This window comes from Robiginitalea aestuariiviva (assembly GCF_029537735.1).
Lineage (GTDB): Bacteria > Bacteroidota > Bacteroidia > Flavobacteriales > Flavobacteriaceae > Robiginitalea > Robiginitalea aestuariiviva.
In genome coordinates this window covers 990,198-1,003,558 of sequence record NZ_JARPUQ010000001.1, presented here as the reverse complement: position 1 = coordinate 1,003,558, position 13,361 = coordinate 990,198, and the positions used below count along the sequence as shown (strand labels likewise).

Sequence of the window (13,361 nt, the reverse complement as noted above, 5' to 3'; positions counted from 1 at the left end):
ATTGCAGGGCAACTGCAATTTCCCGGGCCATTGGGTGGTTTTTCCAGCCCGATCAGGGCATGGAATTCTGCGTTTTAGTCCTGGGGGTCCAGGATATTGTCGATGCGGGCCACCAAATCCTGTACGTGGAATTTGGAGGTTTGGTCCCGATAGCGGGAGGCCGCCTTCTCCAGATCCTTCTTCAGGGTGCTCAGTGTACCGCGAGCCACGGCCTTGATATCGGAAGAATTCATTTTGCCGTCCTCCATGGCCATCAGGTCCTTCATCTGGTCCACAAAGGTGCGCTGCAGGTTGCGGCGGTACGGATCTACCTGCCGTCCCGAATCAAATTCACTAAAAATCCCCCGGCGCACATCGCCAAAGAGATTTACCATGGAATAGGCCTCAGCCCCGTTAAGTGCTTCGTTTTCCATAACCCGCACCAGCCGGGCCCCGTCAAAAAGCATCCGCATGGCAGCGATCTGCAGCCCGCGAACGCGGTCGGTTACCCCTTCGTCCTCAATGCGGTTCAGGATGGATGCATCCAGCAACCAGGTGGGGGTGGCAAAGACATACTGGTTCATGAAACCCACCGCAGCCTGCTGCCGGGCCCGGGGGACATGGGCATAGACTTCCCCTTCCTGGTCGGAGTATTTGGTCTGTTCGTACACCCCGCCCACGTTGCGGCCCACATGGCCGATATACCGGCGGAACTGCCCGTACACCTGGCCGTACATCTCCCGGAGGTCGTCGTAATCCTTATCGTTCTCGGTGGTGTATTTCCGGAGGGCAGGCACAATCCGCTGCAGGTTGGCCACCCCAAGCTGGCTGGCATATACGGCATCATCCCCCAGGTCTTCGGTCTGGGAAGACGGGTCAATCCCGTTCAGGCGGCCAAAGCGCAGGGCGGGATCACCGGCCCGCTCCTCGATCCAGGTATTCAGTATCTTTTTATCGGCTTCAGGGGTTTCGGCCTCCAGGTTCAATTTGTATCCGTACATAATGGCCCAATCGTCGTATTCCCCGATTTGCGGATGGAGGTTCTGCACCCCGTCTTCCGGTTGGGCAATGTAGTTAAAGCGGGCGTAGTCCATAATGCTGGGAGCCGTCCCGTGGGTATCCGTAAAGGTCCGCGAACGCAGGGAATCTACCGGGTATGCCGGAGAAGACCCCATGTTGTGCGGGAAGCCCAGGGTATGCCCTACTTCGTGGGCGGACACAAAACGGATCAATTCCCCCATGACTTCATCTTTAAATTTATAGCCCTGGGCGTCCGGGTTTACCGCTGCGGTTTGCACAAAATACCAGTTGCGCAGCAGGTTCATGACGTTGTGGTACCACAGGATATCGCTCTCCAGGATTTCCCCGGTACGCGGGTCGTGTACGTGCGGCCCCTGGGCGTTCTGGATCTCTGTGGTGATATAGCGGATCACAGAATACCGCACATCCTCCGGGCTCCATTCCGGATCCTCTTCCGGGGTGGGGGCGTCTTTGGCAATGATGGCATTTTTAAAGCCCGCCTTTTCAAAGGCCTTTTGCCAGTCTTCCACCCCTTTTTTAATGTAGGGGGCCCATTTGGGGGGCGTCCCCGGATCCAAGTAATACACAATGGGTTTGACCGGCTCTACCAGTTCGCCCCGCATGTAGGCCTCCTTGTCCTTGGGCTCCAGGCGCCAGCGGGTAATGTAGCGCTTGTTGGCCGCCCGTTGCTCGTCCAGGCTGTAGTTGGTCTGCCGCACGCTGAAAAACCCGACGCGCTCGTCATGCAAACGAGGCATCCACGGGTCTTCGGGTAACAGGATCAGGGATTGGTTCATCTCCAGGGAGAGTGTCCCGGTAAGGCGGTTATCCGGAAGCTCGTCCCCGTTATAGGTCAGGATGTGGCGTACCTCCAGGTTTTTGGGATAGGACTTCATGGAGGTAATCATGCTGCGTCCCTTATCCAGGTTTTTGATCTTGAAGTTCTTCCGCTGCCGGTCCGAAAGCGCCCCGATCATTGGGATGTCCGAGGTAAAGAACCCGGTTACATCTACCACCACAGTGCTGTCCGGGCCGTAGGTGCTCACCTCAAAATTCTCGACCACAGGTTCAAAATTGTTGTTGCGGACGCTGCGGTAAACCGGGTCTTCCTCACTGGCTACGCTGTTGTAGGAAACGCTGCGAAGCAGTACCCGGTTATCCCGTTGCTGGAAGCGGATCACCTGTTGCGGGCGGGATTTCATCCCGGCGCCCCCAAAGGACAGGTCTTTCACATAGCCCGCAATGCGGGATACGATCAGAATTTCCTTTTCAAAGAGGTCCTGCGGGATCTCAAAATAGTATTTGTCGTCCACCTTGTGGGTGGTAATAAACCCTTCGTCAGTGACCGCCGCATCGGTAATCACCTCCTCGTATTTCTTGGTCTTGTCCTTTTTCTTGTCAGCCCCTGCATCGGCTCCTTTCTGGGCCCAGGCGGTAGCGGAAAAACTCAGCAGGGCTACGCCTGCCAAAATTGCGCGAATTCTCATTTGGTCTGGAATAATTAAAAACGGTTTGCGGTAGGTTGTTTGAAGAACCGCCGGAAGATACGAATTCAACCCCGATTTGAACAAGTCAGCATAGGAGGCGAAAGGCCCGGAATCAGGGCAATGACCCCAAGGAGTTCGTGTAACAAGGAGAAGTGCCGCCTTCTTAAAATTTTGTTAATTCGGCTGAATTTCCGAAATTTAGGAAACCAAACAACCTTTGAGAGGCCATGTACGTTGAAACCAAACTCTTCCTGGGGCGCCTGGGCGCAGGCCTGCTCCTGATCCTTGCCGTCACCCTTTTGGTCCTGGCGGTTCAGACCTTACAAGGCGGTCTTCTGGATGAAGCCACCCATAGGCTTATGATCTCCATGAACACCTCCCTTCCCTGAGGCTGGAAACCCATATTGGTGACCGCCTGGGGCCTGTCCTGTAAAGGACCCCATACGGTATGTTTTTATGAGGCACCTTCCCGTTTTACTGAGCTGCATGCTGCTTTGGGCAGGCAGTTGCCGCAACCCGAAAACGGCCCCTGCCCCGGTTGTGACCCCTGTGGCCGACCTGCCTGATATACAGGCCCGTGGCACCCTCCGAGCCCTAATCGCATACAGCGCCACCAGCTACTTCCTGTACCGCGGCCAAACCATGGGGTACGAGTACGAAATGCTCAAACGCCTGGCAAATGACCTGGGCCTGGAACTGGAATTGCAGGTGGCAGATAACCTGGATCAGATGCTGGACATCCTGGAGAAGGGCGAGGTAGACCTGGTTGCCCATGGGATGGCCGTTACCCGGGAACGGCAAAAGCATGTGGCCTTTACGGACTACCTGTACCTGACCAAACAAATGCTGGTACAGCGAAAACCCCGGAATTGGCGGAACCTCAACCTGGACCAGATCCGCGGGCAACTGGTACAGGACCCCGTAGAACTGATTGGGGACACGGTTAGCGTGCGAAAAAATTCCTCTTACCTGGAACGCCTGGACAACCTCTCCCGCGAAATTGGCGGGGCCATCCATATCGATACGCTGGGGGGCCATTATTCCACAGACGAAATCATTAAAATGGTGGTGGACCGGAAAATCAAATACACCGTGGCCGACCGCAACCTGGCGCGCATCAATGCCTCCCACTACCCCATCCTGGATGTGAGTGTGCCGGTGAGTTTTTCCCAGCGCATCGCCTGGGCCGTTCCCCGGGATGCCCCACACTTCCTGGCTGCCATCAACAACTGGATCGCCCGGGAAAAAAAGCAGAATGACTATTACGTGATCTACAATAAATACTTCAAGAACCGCCGCAGCTTCAGCCGCCGGGTGAAAAGTCCTTTTTATAGCCTGAACGAAGGCCGCATCAGCCCCTTTGACGAAGCTATCAAGGCCGAGGCCCGGGAACTGGGATGGGACTGGCGCCTGCTGGCTTCGGTGATCTATCAGGAATCCCGGTTCGACCCGGAAGCCACCTCCTGGACCGGGGCCCAGGGCCTGATGCAGCTCATGCCGGCAACAGCCGCCGAACTGGGGGTAGAAGACCGTACAGACGCAGAACAAAGCCTGGACGGGGGCACGCGGTACCTGCGCCAGCTCTACAACCGCTTTAACGGGGTACAGGATTCCCTGCAGCGCATCAAATTTGCCCTGGCCGCCTACAATTGCGGGTATGAACACGTAGAGGACGCCCGTAACCTGGCCCAGGAGGAGGGCCTGGACCGCAACGCCTGGGACCGAAATGTAGACAGCATGCTGCTGGCCCTGAAATCCCCCGAGAACTACCAGCGGGAAGTGGTGCGGTACGGATATGTGCGGGGGGAGGAGCCTTACCGGTACGTGCAGCAGATCTTTGAACGGTACGAACATTATGCTTCCCTGGCCCGGTAACGGAGGCCGGCCACATTGCCGTTCAGGATTCCCGCCTTTTTAATTTCTGTATCTTTCAGGGGTATCCCCCTATAAAAATGCTGTTTGGGTGAAGTACAATGCCTTTATCTCGTATTCCCACGGGGCCGATGGCCGGCTGGCGCCTGCCCTGCAGCTGGCCTTGGAAAAGTTTGCCAAGCCCTGGTATAAAGTCCGCAACCTGGAGGTTTTCCGGGACGAAGCCAACCTTTCCGTTACCCCAAAATTGTGGTCCAACATCCAGGAGGCGCTGCTGGAATCGGAGTACCTGATTTATATGGCCTCCCCCAGGGCGGCCCAATCCAAATGGGTGCAAAAGGAAGTGGCCTTCTGGCTGGAGCACAAATCCCTGGACACCCTTATCATTGGCCTTACGGAAGGGGAGGTGAACTGGGGGCATGCCTCAAAACCCGATCCCGCTACCGACCCCCTGCCGCACAACCTCCGCGAGGTCATTAGCGAATCCCCCTTTTACATTGACCTCCGGGAATTACGGACCCAGGAGGACCTGACCCTTACCAATGCCATCTTTAAAAAAGAAGTGCTGAAACTGGCCGCCCAGCTCCACGGAAAAGCCCCGAAAGACCTGGCGGGGGAGGAAGTCCTTGCCCACCGCAGGTTAATGCGTATCCGAAACCTGGCTATTGGGATGATTGCCCTGTTGCTGGCCGGGGTGGGCTATGCGGTATTACAGGCCAAATATGCCGAGGAAGTTCGCAGAATGGCCGATATGAATAGCAAAAAAAGTGATACGTCCCGGGTAAGGGCCCAGGCCATTGCCGCAAACAACCAGGGGAAAATCCGGTTGCTGGAACGCCTGAGCGATGCAGGCCTGGCCTTTCCAGCAGCCCTTGCCTTTTTGGATTCGCTGGAACAAAAGAGCCAACAGGAATACCCATTTTTTAGGACAGACTCTTTAAGCTGGGAACCAGACCCGGATCACCCCGGCATGCTCCAATTCCGGGTTTATACTTCTTCCGGCCGCCTGATGCAGGAAATCCCCTGGCCCGCAAGCCCTTCCGAATAAATCCCGTACTTTTGCGGCTTCTTTTTCAATACCAGGGGCGTAACCCCCTGCCTAATCCCTGAAGCCTTGAAGCAGTTCTTTCGCTTGTTTGACTTTAAGCAAACCGTAGATTACAAAACCGAAATCCTCTCGGGCCTTACCGTGGCCATTGCCCTGGTGCCCGAAGCCGTGGCCTTTGCACTGATTGCCGGCCTGGCCCCGCTGGTAGGCCTCTATGCCGCCTTTGCCATGGGGCTGGTTACCTCCCTTTTGGGCGGCCGGCCGGGGATGATCTCCGGAGCCACCGGGGCTGTAGCCGTGGTAATTGTGGCCCTGGCCCAGACCCATGGGGTGGAATACGTCTTTGGGGCGGTGGTGCTGGCCGGGCTCCTGCAGATCCTGGCCGGGCTCTTGCGGCTGGGGAAACTGATGCGCCTGGTGCCTCTGCCGGTGGTTTACGGCTTTGTAAACGGCCTGGCCATTATAATTTTCCTCTCCCAACTGGAACAGTTTAAAACCGCCTCCGGGGAGTGGCTTACCGGCCCGGCCCTCTATGGCCTTCTGGGCCTGGTGGCCCTGACCATGCTCATCATCTGGGGCCTGCCGCGTCTGACCAAGGCCTTCCCGGCTTCCCTGGCTGCTATTATTGCGATCTTCCTGCTGGTTACCGCCCTGGGGATCGAGACCAAAACTGTGGGGGACATTGCCTCCATTAACGGGACGTTCCCACCTTTCCATATCCCTGAAGTGCCCTTTACCCTGGAGACGCTGGGGATTATCTTCCCCTATGCCGCCATTGTGGCCGGGGTGGGGCTCATCGAAAGCCTGCTGACCCTGGAGCTCATTGACGAGATTACCGAAAGCCGGGGCCGGACCAATAAGGAGGCCGTGGCCCAGGGCATTGCCAACATGACTTCCGGCTTATTTTCCGGGATGGGGGGCTGCGCCATGATCGGGCAGAGCCTGATCAACATCTCCAACGGGGCACGCGCCCGCCTTTCCGGGTTGGTAGCCTCCATTGCGCTGCTCGGGTTTATCATGTTCGGGTCCTCCCTGATTGAGCAATTGCCCATGGCGGCCCTTACGGGTCTTATGATCATGGTGTCCATCGGGACCTTTGAATGGGTAAGCGTGAAGATCTTTAATAAGTACCCCGTATCCGACATTATCGTGATGCTTATGGTAATGGCCGTTACCGTGCTGCTGCACAACCTGGCCCTGGCGGTCATAATCGGGGTGGTGATTTCGGCCCTGGTTTTTGCCTGGGACAATGCCCGCCGCATCCGGGCCCGCAAACGCATTGACGAGGATGGGGTAAAGCACTACGAAATCTACGGCCCGCTCTTCTTTGGCTCCATCAAGATGTTCCAGGAAAAGTTCGACGTGGCGGGGGACCCCGAGGTGGTCATCATCGATTTCCGGGAAAGCCGTATTGCGGACATGTCTGCCATAGAGGCAGTAAACCGGCTTACGGAACGCTACCACAAGGCTAACAAGAAGATCTACCTCACCAACCTCTCCAGCAGCAGCCACAAGCTCTTGCTGAAGGCGGACAAGGTGATTAACGTGAATGTTCGGGAATAGGAGCTATTAATGCCCCAGGGGATCGTTTGATTCCATGGGAGAAAGAAGGTCTGAACTTTCCGATTCCCTAGTCGAAGTTGATCCGGTCGCGTATGCTGCCGTCCCCTCTGTGGATGATTACGTCTGCCTTGTATTTCCGGGCCAAACGCTTCGCTTTCCTGATAGCCGTCTCCTGCAGCCGGTGTTTGGAGGTGATTCGCTTGTTCCCTTCCCGCTTTACGGCCCAGCCCCCTTCATAGGGCACCACGTGCTGGTGCCAGGTTCTTCCCCGCTTGTTTTGGCGGGCGCTTTTAAAAAACACTTCCACCAGTTCTATCAGAACGTCTATCCAGGATCGGGAGGTGCTGTTTTTTGGCATTGGGACTGGTTATTGGGTACTTAAGATACTCTTTTGAACGGAGAGGTGGTGAGAGGAATGAGACTTTGTGGAATGCATGCCTGGGTTGCTTCCTCCCCTGTCGGAAGCGACCAGAGGGCCGAGCGACCGCAAAAGGTCCGGTGGACCCCCGATAGTAATCGGGGCGAGGAGCCAGGTGGTGCGTGGGCGAGGTTGGGGTAAATCCTCCTGGGTTGCTTCCTCCCCTGTCGGAAGCGACCAGAGAAGTCCCGCTCCTGCAAATAGAATCCCCAGCCTGCTCCTCGCAGGCTGAAGGCTTTTTTATTCCCCCTACGCACTCAAGCAAGCTTGGCGCGTTGTGGAAATAAAAAATCCCCGCGGTTTTACCGCGGGGATTCTGCTTGATGTGGTCCCACCTGGGCTCGAACCAGGGACCCTCTGATTATGAGTCAGATGCTCTAACCAACTGAGCTATAGGACCGGCTTACGGGGCCTTGAAAGCCATCCGCAGAGCATGCAAAACTAGTGTTTATTTCCCTGCATCACAAGGGGTGGGAGATAGAAACTATAGGGGCTTAGCGGGGGCGGGTTGCGGTGGTGCCCAGGGTGAAAAAGAAGGTTGTGCCTTCGCCTGGCTGGCTTTCCAGCCAAATCCGGCCTTTATAGTGTTCAATGATGCGCTGTACAATGGAGAGCCCGATGCCGGAACGGGTGCCTTCTGTATCGAGTTTTTCGAAGATCTGGAAGATTCGCTCGTGGTACTTTCGGTCAATGCCCTTCCCGTTATCCCGGATATGGAAAACCGCTGGGGTTTGCTGAAAATCGCAGCCTACTTCTACCTGCCCTTTGGGTTTATCGAGGCTTTTCACCGCATTGTCAATCAGGTTCTGAAAGAGCTGTTGGAAATGCAACGGGTCCCCATAGACCATGGGTAGCGGTTCTACGCGAACCCTTGTAGTTTTCGTGATCGGGAGGATGCCGATGACGGATTTAACCGTCTGGTAAAGGTCCACTTCCTCCCGCTCTACTGAGCCCTCTTTTACCGAGGAATAGTTCAGCAGGCCGCTAATGAGCTTTTCCATGCGCTCGGTGTTTTCCCGGATCAGGTCCAGCTTCTTCAGGGCCTCCGCAGAAAGGGTATCTGCATGGTCGTCCTGTACCCAACCGGCCAGGGTATTAATATTGTGCAGGGGGGATTTTAAGTCGTGGGAAACTACATGCGCATAATCGTTTAATTGACGGTTCTGGCTCTCCAGGCGCTTGAGCAATTGCTGCTGGTTGGCTACAATGGACGACCCCTCCAGGCTATAGGAAAACTTCAGGATAATGGGTCGCAACTGGTTTAGCTCCAACTCGGTAAAAGGCGCCTCCCGGATACTGTGTACAAATAGGAGCCCCTGGTTGCGGAGGTTAAAGATGGTCACACTACCGTCCGTATACGGCACCGGCGTAACCCATTGCAGCTTGGCGCTGTTGGCCGGAAGGATTTTAGCATCAAAGTCCTCGGGCAGCCCGGCCAGGTAGCCGTTGCCCGGGGTGGTCCGGCAACTGGCCAACGGCATGGCGTAGGTGCATTCATACCCGGCTTCATCCCTGCGGAGGATCCAGGCTGCAGTGAGGCCCTTCCGGGCCAGAAACAATTTCAGGAAGCTCGAACAGTTTTCGTCGTAGTCTACGGATTTGCCAATGGCCATGGACAGCTCATAAAGCAGTAGAATATCCGAAATGGTTTTACTGATGTCCATCTCAGAAGATCCCGATCACAATGGTCTTGTTAAAGAGTTGAATGAGCCCCTGGCCAAAGGAGGAAATCTCACCCAGGGTTAAGGCGCCGCTGATCGAAATATCAGGATTTTTCGCTTTGAGGGGGCCCACTACCCCATCCAGTTCCTTTTGGATGTCCTCCTCCAGGAATAGCCCGCGGGAAATACAGTCGATGATCACGGCTTTCTTCGGGGCGGCCGCTTTGGCCAGGCTTTCCTCCACAGCGGTACGCGCCGCGGCAATCAAATTTTCATTCTCCCCCTCCAGGATGTCCAGAAAGGTGTTTTCTTCCACCTCCCCTATACAAATAAGATGGCCTTTCTCATTTACGGCCAGGGGGTCCCGAACAATGCGCTCGGTGTGCTCCCGCACAATCCCGAAGGGGTGGCCCTTGGCGATATCGAAAAAATTGGAATCGGTAAAGGTCTTGCCGCTGCGGGCTTCCACCACCTCCTTGTACACCTCAAAGGCATTCCGCCAATTGAGCTCTTGCACCACATTGCCTTTGGTGCGGGTGGCAATAAAAGGCCCGGCAATCTTTTCCCAACCGTGGCGCACGGCCAGGGAAACATCCATGGCCACCAGGCCACATACCGCAGCGTCCTGGAAGATCCCTTCGTGCGTAAAAACGCAGGGCATCTGCTCCAGCGACAGGCTTCCGGCACCCCCGCCTACGTAGTTCACATCAGCCCCGAAACGATTGTAAAGTTCCAGCAGATAGGCAGATTTTACCTGGGTTAAACCGTCCACGTAGGTGATTAGGGTGTATTCCCTGCCGGTTTCTCGATGAAACTCGGGAATGGTGAAATCTCCCGTATCCAGGTGTTTAACTGTAAAAATTTCCTCTACATTTTCAAAAGTATTCTGAACAATGCCCGTTTCGTATATGGTATTGTCATGTATCACCTTGGGAAATATGCCCCCCAGGAAACGGGCGCCAGCCGCATTCAGGGCGTCTATGAGCTCCTCCATGTTAAACGAGGAGTGTTCCCCAACCAGGAGGGATGAGGTTTTTCCCTGGGCATGGTCCAGGATCTGGGCCACCATTTGGTCAATGGTAGAATCGGCGATATACATAGGGCGAGAGGAGTTACCTTAGAACCTGCAAAAAAACGCTGTAAGGCGTATTTTACGTTTCATCAGGCGACCAATGGCAGGTAGGTGTCGACGGATGGTGCCAATGGCCCGTTGAATGGAAGTGCGTGCCCGTTAATCCGGAATCTCCTGGCAGAGCTCCACCAGCACCCCCCCGGCGCTTTTCGGATGCAGGAAAGCCACCCATTTGTTATCGGCCCCGCGCTTGGGTTCCTCGTTCAGCAGGGTAAAGCCCTCTTCCCGCAGGCGGGCCATTTCCGCCCGGATGTCTTCCACATCAAAAGCAATGTGGTGGATGCCTTCGCCTTTGCGCTCCAGAAATTTTGCAATCGGGCTGTCCGGGTGGGTGGCTTCCAACAATTCGATCTTGTTCGGGCCGCTTTTGAAAAAAGAAGTGCGCACCCCTTCGGAGGCTACTTCTTCCGTCTTGTAAGCCGGGCTGCCGAGCAGTTTTTCGAACAGGGCATTGGAGGCGGCCAGGTTAGCCACGGCAATCCCGATATGCTCTATTTTACGCATGGTTTTGACTTGTCCTGCGAAAATACGGCATTTGTGCGTACTTTTGGACCGTGGAAACCCAACGCCAGAAAAAGATCGCCGGGGTCCTGCAACAGGACCTGGCAGACATCCTCCAGAGAGCTGCAACGGATAGCGGCATCCACGGGGTGGTACTCTCCGTGACCAAGGTCTACGTCACGTCAGACCTCTCGATTGCCCGGGTCTACGTAAGTATTTTTCCCGTACCGGAGGCCACGCCCCTGATGAACGGGATCAAAGCCGCCGGGCCTCAAATCCGGCACGAACTGGCGCGGCGTACCCGCCACCAGCTCCGGCGGGTGCCCGAACTGCACTTCTTCCTGGACGATTCCCTGGAATATATTGAACAAATCGACAAGTCCCTGAAAGGAGGGGAAAACCCCATCGAAAACCGGGACCTGCTGGTGCGGCGCAAAAAGTCCTGAGGTGAATGTTGCCCTGTACATCGCACGCCGGTACATCCGCTCCAAAAGCAGCCGCAACGCGGTCAACATCATTAACGCCGTAACCTTTGCCGTAACCGTAATCGGGTCTGCTTCCCTGTTTATCGTACTTTCCGGTTTTTCCGGCCTGAAATCCTTCAGCCTCTCCTTCAGCAATACCTTCGACCCGGACCTGAAAGCCGTACCGGCCACGGGAAAAGCCTTTCAATTCAGCTCCGAACAGGCACTGGCCCTGGACACCCTGGGTGGGCTGGCCTCCTATGCCCGCGAACTGGAAGAGCGGGTTTACCTGACCCACCAGCAGAAAAGCATGATCGCCTACATCAAAGGGGTGGACGCCCAATATCCGCAAGTCACCGATGTAGACAGCACCCTATACCTGGGGCTATGGGACCTGGAAAACCAGCAGGTGGTGGCCGGTATTACGATTGCCAGCCGGCTGTCTTTAGCGGTGCAGGACTATCGCAGCCCCCTGATCGTATTGGCCCCGAAGCCGGGCAGTGGGAACCTGTCTCCCCAGGGATTGGGAGACCAGCCGTACAACCAGCTCCCCGCCGTGCTGAGCGGGGTATACCAAATTGAGGAAAACCTGGACAAGAAATACGTCTTTGCGGAACTGAAGCTGGTACAGGCCCTGCTGGAACGGGACAGCACGGAAGTATCGGGCATCAATTTCAGGGTACACCCGGACCACGCCCTTTCGGAGGTTCGCAGGGGGATTTCCGAAATTCTGGGAAACCAGGTGGAACTGCGGGACCGCAGGGAACTGAACCAGACCCTGTACCGCATGCTCAACACGGAAAACCTGGCTACCTACCTGATTTTTACCCTGGTGCTCATCATCGCGCTCTTTAATGTGGTGGGAGCTATTATCATGATGATCCTGGACAAGCAGCAACACATCCGAACCTTGTATGCCCTTGGGCTTTCCGTACGCCAGCTGCGGCGGATCTATTTCCTGCAGGGCATCCTGGTTACTGCAGCCGGGGGCCTGATCGGCCTATGTATGGGCGGGCTGCTGATCGGGAGTCAGCTCGCCTTCGGGTGGCTTAAGATTACGCCTTCCCTGGCCTATCCCGTAGCCTTCCAATGGACCAATGCCGGGTTGGTACTGGCTACCATTTTTGTGCTGGGCCTGCTCGCCTCCCGCATTGCCAGCAACCGGATCAGCAAAAAACGGCTGGGCCTCTAGGCAAATTCGTAGTCGGAAAACGCTTCCAGGGCAGCGTCGAAGGCGGCAAACACCTCTGCGGCCTCGTCCGAGGTCACCATTTGGGTGCGGTAGGGCTTAAAGTTGGGGATCCCTTTGAAGTAGTTGGTATAGTGGCGGCGGGTTTCCAGTACGCCCAGTTTTTCCCCTTTCCAGGCAATGGCCATTTCCAGATGGCGGCGGGCAGCGGCTACCCGGGCCTCCATATTGGGGGGCGGCAGGTGCTCTCCGGTCTGCATAAAGTGTTTTACTTCGCGGAAAAACCAGGGGTAACCAATAGAGGCGCGTCCTATCATGGCGCCGTCCAGACCATAATCGTCCCGCATGCGCACGGCCGCCTCCGGAGTATCTACGTCCCCATTGCCAAAAACGGGGATGTGCATGCGCGGGTTGTTCTTAACTTCTGCGATGGGGCGCCAGTTGGCCTGTCCTTTGTACATCTGTACCCGGGTGCGTCCGTGGATGGAAATGGCCTGTATCCCCACATCCTGCAAACGCTCGGCCACCTCCACAATCTTAATGGAGTCGTGGTCCCAGCCCAGGCGGGTTTTGACCGTAACCGGCAGGTGGGTGCGTTTGACCATAGCCTCGGTGAGCTTTACCATCAGGGGGATGTCCCTGAGGATGCCCGCCCCGGCATTCTTGCAGACCACCTTTTTCACCGGGCACCCGAAATTGATGTCGATAATATCCGGGCCCGTGGCAGTCACAATATCCACGGCCTGCAGCATAGAATCCATCTCGGCGCCAAAGATCTGGATGCCGATAGGGCGCTCCTTTTCGTAAATATCCAGTTTGATGACGCTCTTGGCCGCATCGCGGATCAGGCCTTCGGATGAGATAAACTCCGTATACATCACGTCTGCGCCCTGTTCCTTGCACAGGGTGCGAAAGGGCGGATCGCTCACATCCTCCATAGGGGCGAGCAGCAGGGGGAAATCCGGGAGTTCAATTGAGCCGATACGGGGCATGGGCCTCGGGATTTTGGGGGTCAAAAGTACAAATT

At 56.0% G+C, this 13,361-nt stretch carries 12 protein-coding genes and 1 tRNA gene; 6 read left to right on the top strand and 7 right to left on the bottom strand.

Translation table 11 applies throughout. The features are described 5' to 3' along the window. Positions 1-74: 74 nt before the first annotated feature. Entirely contained in the window at positions 75-2,486 is a 2,412-nt protein-coding gene (locus OZ410_RS04425) for a zinc-dependent metalloprotease (RefSeq protein WP_277706708.1), read from the bottom strand. 227 nt (positions 2,487-2,713) lie between these two features. Between OZ410_RS04425 and OZ410_RS04420 the strand changes: the two genes are divergently transcribed. The 4 genes from OZ410_RS04420 to OZ410_RS04405 all read left to right on the top strand — a co-directional run bounded on the left by OZ410_RS04420 (position 2,714) and on the right by OZ410_RS04405 (position 6,969). Continuing rightward, the gene (locus tag OZ410_RS04420) at positions 2,714-2,875 is read left to right on the top strand and encodes a hypothetical protein (RefSeq protein ID WP_277706707.1); all 162 of its coding nucleotides are present in this window, start codon (positions 2,714-2,716) and stop codon (positions 2,873-2,875) included. 97 nt (positions 2,876-2,972) lie between these two features. Continuing rightward, positions 2,973-4,361 carry an MltF family protein gene (locus tag OZ410_RS04415; protein ID WP_277706706.1) on the top strand — a complete coding sequence of 463 codons (1,389 nt, stop codon included), beginning with the start codon at positions 2,973-2,975 and terminating at the stop codon, positions 4,359-4,361. Between the two features lie 88 nt (positions 4,362-4,449). After that, a complete protein-coding gene (locus OZ410_RS04410) occupies positions 4,450-5,406 on the top strand; it encodes a TIR domain-containing protein (RefSeq protein ID WP_277706705.1) in 957 nt (318 codons plus the stop codon). A gap of 66 nt (positions 5,407-5,472) precedes the next feature. Next, on the top strand, positions 5,473-6,969 hold the full coding sequence (locus OZ410_RS04405) for a SulP family inorganic anion transporter (RefSeq protein WP_277706704.1): 1,497 nt from the start codon (positions 5,473-5,475) through the stop codon (positions 6,967-6,969). Between the two features lie 67 nt (positions 6,970-7,036). Here OZ410_RS04405 and OZ410_RS04400 read toward each other — a convergent pair whose 3' ends face one another. The 5 genes from OZ410_RS04400 to mce form a co-directional block, all read right to left on the bottom strand. Further along, positions 7,037-7,327, bottom strand: coding sequence for a DUF2188 domain-containing protein (locus OZ410_RS04400; protein ID WP_277706703.1), 291 nt, complete (start codon positions 7,325-7,327; stop codon positions 7,037-7,039). A 386-nt stretch (positions 7,328-7,713) separates the two neighbouring features. After that, positions 7,714-7,787, bottom strand: a tRNA-Ile gene (locus tag OZ410_RS04395). Positions 7,788-7,881: 94 nt separating this feature from the next. Continuing rightward, positions 7,882-9,051 (bottom strand): sensor histidine kinase, encoded by a 1,170-nt coding sequence (locus OZ410_RS04390; RefSeq protein ID WP_277706702.1) that lies wholly within the window; start codon positions 9,049-9,051, stop codon positions 7,882-7,884. A 1-nt stretch (position 9,052) separates the two neighbouring features. Continuing rightward, entirely contained in the window at positions 9,053-10,147 is a 1,095-nt protein-coding gene (locus OZ410_RS04385) for an FIST signal transduction protein (protein ID WP_277706701.1), read from the bottom strand. A gap of 132 nt (positions 10,148-10,279) precedes the next feature. Next, complete coding sequence (mce, locus tag OZ410_RS04380) at positions 10,280-10,684, bottom strand: methylmalonyl-CoA epimerase (RefSeq protein WP_277706700.1); 405 nt, start codon at positions 10,682-10,684, stop codon at positions 10,280-10,282. A 50-nt stretch (positions 10,685-10,734) separates the two neighbouring features. Between mce and rbfA the strand changes: the two genes are divergently transcribed. Together rbfA and OZ410_RS04370 are read left to right on the top strand one after the other, a co-directional pair. Continuing rightward, positions 10,735-11,127, top strand: coding sequence for a 30S ribosome-binding factor RbfA (gene rbfA / locus OZ410_RS04375; RefSeq protein ID WP_277706699.1), 393 nt, complete (start codon positions 10,735-10,737; stop codon positions 11,125-11,127). Position 11,128: 1 nt separating this feature from the next. Continuing rightward, positions 11,129-12,337, top strand: coding sequence for an ABC transporter permease (locus tag OZ410_RS04370; RefSeq protein WP_277706698.1), 1,209 nt, complete (start codon positions 11,129-11,131; stop codon positions 12,335-12,337). Here OZ410_RS04370 and dusB read toward each other — a convergent pair. Beyond that, complete coding sequence (gene dusB, locus OZ410_RS04365) at positions 12,334-13,326, bottom strand: tRNA dihydrouridine synthase DusB (protein ID WP_277706697.1); 993 nt, start codon at positions 13,324-13,326, stop codon at positions 12,334-12,336. The genes OZ410_RS04370 and dusB overlap by 4 nt on opposite strands. Between the last annotated feature and the right edge of the window lie 35 nt (positions 13,327-13,361).

Excerpts from the sequence above, each read along its gene's own strand:
- OZ410_RS04390 (WP_277706702.1), bottom strand. The coding sequence starts at position 9,051 with ATGGACATCAGTAAAACCATTTCGGATATTCTACTGCTTTATGAGCTG.
- OZ410_RS04385 (WP_277706701.1), bottom strand. The coding sequence starts at position 10,147 with ATGTATATCGCCGATTCTACCATTGACCAAATGGTGGCCCAGATCCTG.
- mce (WP_277706700.1), bottom strand. The coding sequence starts at position 10,684 with ATGCGTAAAATAGAGCATATCGGGATTGCCGTGGCTAACCTGGCCGCC.
- dusB (WP_277706697.1), bottom strand. The coding sequence starts at position 13,326 with ATGCCCCGTATCGGCTCAATTGAACTCCCGGATTTCCCCCTGCTGCTC.
- OZ410_RS04425 (WP_277706708.1), bottom strand. The coding sequence starts at position 2,486 with ATGAGAATTCGCGCAATTTTGGCAGGCGTAGCCCTGCTGAGTTTTTCC.
- OZ410_RS04400 (WP_277706703.1), bottom strand. The coding sequence starts at position 7,327 with ATGCCAAAAAACAGCACCTCCCGATCCTGGATAGACGTTCTGATAGAA.
- OZ410_RS04420 (WP_277706707.1), top strand. The coding sequence starts at position 2,714 with ATGTACGTTGAAACCAAACTCTTCCTGGGGCGCCTGGGCGCAGGCCTG.
- OZ410_RS04415 (WP_277706706.1), top strand. The coding sequence starts at position 2,973 with ATGCTGCTTTGGGCAGGCAGTTGCCGCAACCCGAAAACGGCCCCTGCC.